Source organism: Afipia sp. OHSU_II-C1 (assembly GCF_000497575.1).
Taxonomy (GTDB): Bacteria; Pseudomonadota; Alphaproteobacteria; order Rhizobiales; family Xanthobacteraceae; genus Afipia.
This window is the reverse complement of sequence record NZ_APJI01000041.1, coordinates 1-2,116: the sequence shown is the minus strand read 5'-3', so window position 1 is coordinate 2,116 and position 2,116 is coordinate 1. Positions and strand designations below refer to the sequence as shown.

The following is a 2,116-nucleotide window of genomic DNA, read 5'->3' as shown; positions in this document are numbered from 1 at the left end:
TGCGAGCAACACTGGCGGTGGCTGCAACGTGGTACATCATAGACCAAGCCACCAAATGGTGGATACTCAATCATCTCATGAATCCGCCAGCGGCGATCGGCCTTACGCCGTTTTTTAACATAGTGCTGGGCTGGAATACCGGAGTTAGCTTTGGGCTGTTTGGAGGCCTTGGCGTTCCGGCGTGGATTTTCGTGGCATTCGCGATCGCGATGTCCGCAGCCCTTTTGGTCTGGCTGGGTCGCGCTAACGTCCCATTCGTGCGCGTTGCCATCGGCTTGATCGTCGGTGGAGCGCTCGGGAATGCCACGGACCGCTTACGGCGCGGTGCCGTACCTGATTTTTTGGATTTTCATCTCGGGAATTGGCACTGGCCGGCCTTCAACATGGCCGACGTCGGGATCGTCTGCGGAACATCTCTGCTGATGTTGCATTTCGTCACACAACCGGGCAGGGCCAACACGGCAAGCACACAAGAAGAACGCTGATGTTTGTAAGCACGGCTTGCACTCTATAACGCTTCGGAGTTCGAATTGTCGAAGATCATCGCCACACTTATGGTTTCAGTCCTTCTCCTGGGATGTTCGACGCCTCAATTTGACGCTGCTAAGCATCTGCGGTCGATACCCACGGTCTTATTGTCAGACATGCAGGCCAAGGGAATGACCTCGTCAGACCCGATCTTGGTGCGCATCTTCAAACAGGAAAATGAACTTGAAGTGTGGAAACGCGAGAGCAGCGGCCGTTACGCTTTGCTGAAGACGTACGGCATTTGTCGATGGTCCGGCCAGTTAGGTCCGAAAAATCGGGAAGGAGACCGTCAGGCCCCCGAAGGATTTTATCTCGTTACGCCTAAGCAAATGAACCCTCGCTCGGAGCTCTTTCTTTCATTCGATCTGGGATTTCCGAACGAGGTCGATCGGGCGCACGGTCGATCTGGACGTCATTTGATGGTGCATGGTGAATGCACTTCGAGCGGATGCTACGCGATGACGAATGACGGGATGGCTGAAATATATGCGCTTGCGCGGGAGGCGTTCGCCGGTGGCCAAAAGGGCATCCAAGTTCAAGCATTACCGTTTCGCATGACAGCTGAGAATCTGGCCAAATACCGTGCCGATCCGAATTTTGCGTTTTGGAAGAACCTGAAGGAAGGTTCGGATCATTTCGAGGTTGTGCGTCACGAGCCTACAGTTGACGCGTGCGGCGGGAACTACGTTTTCAATGCGAGCGCGCCTCGGGGCCCGCTTCGCGCCTCTCGGCCCTGCCCGGAATTGGTGTATGAACCAGAAACAGCGGCACTTGTTGAGGAAAAGCAACGCAACGACACCCAACAGGTAGCTCAGCTCGTGCGCGCCGGTACTGGTGCATTCAAACGCGTTTATCTCGATGGAGACATGCACAAAAGTTATCGGCGCTTATTGGACGCGGCACCCTCATCATATGCGAGCTTCAACGTCGCCGAGGTCAGTCGGCTGGAGGCGCTAAAGGGAGAGCCGCTAGAAATGCCAATCCAATAACATATTACTTTACGAGCGTTGAGATGGGAATTTGGGGAGGTCGCGAAGCGAGCACGGTCAGCTGCACGGCATTAAGGAGCGTGAAAATTCAAGCCGCTGAAAAGTGCGGCGGCTGGCCAAAGAAGGTTTCCGATTCCGCTTCATAACGAGCCAATGCGAGAGAGAATGGACACTCGAAGTATCAAGGTTATTCTGGAGAACCGGCAAATCGGTATTTATTTTGGTACCGTCGTGGTGGCAGGCATAAGCGCCTTGCTTCTCCCTGGCACGACTACTCTTGAGGCCAGTGTCAATCCTGCGCTCGCACTGATGCTGTTCATGACCTTTCTACAGGTACCGCTTGCAGACCTCAGGCAACATTTCGCTCGGCTCGATTTCCTCGCAGCTCTGCTCATCGCGAACTTCATCGCCGTTCCGCTTCTCGTAGCGGCGCTTGTTCAACTCCTCCCTGCTGGCTCTATGGAGCGACTTGGTGTGCTCTTGGTGCTGCTCACTCCTTGCATCGATTACGTCGTGACGTTTTCACATCTGGGCCGAGCCGATGCCCATTTGTTGCTGGCGACGACACCGGCCCTGCTTATTCTGCAAATGCTGCTGCT

At 54.7% G+C, this 2,116-nt stretch carries 2 protein-coding genes and 1 pseudogene; all 3 read left to right on the top strand.

What is annotated here, in order from left to right; translation table 11 throughout:
- The coding region (gene lspA / locus I554_RS0125350) for a signal peptidase II (RefSeq protein WP_024578203.1) at positions 1 to 485 on the top strand (485 nt) is incomplete at its 5' end.
- Between the two features lie 45 nt (positions 486 to 530).
- A complete protein-coding gene (locus I554_RS0125345; protein WP_024575740.1) occupies positions 531 to 1,517 on the top strand; it encodes a murein L,D-transpeptidase family protein in 987 nt (328 codons plus the stop codon).
- Between the two features lie 165 nt (positions 1,518 to 1,682).
- A pseudogene (locus I554_RS0125340) lies at positions 1,683 to 2,116 on the top strand (arsenic resistance protein); the annotation flags it as partial.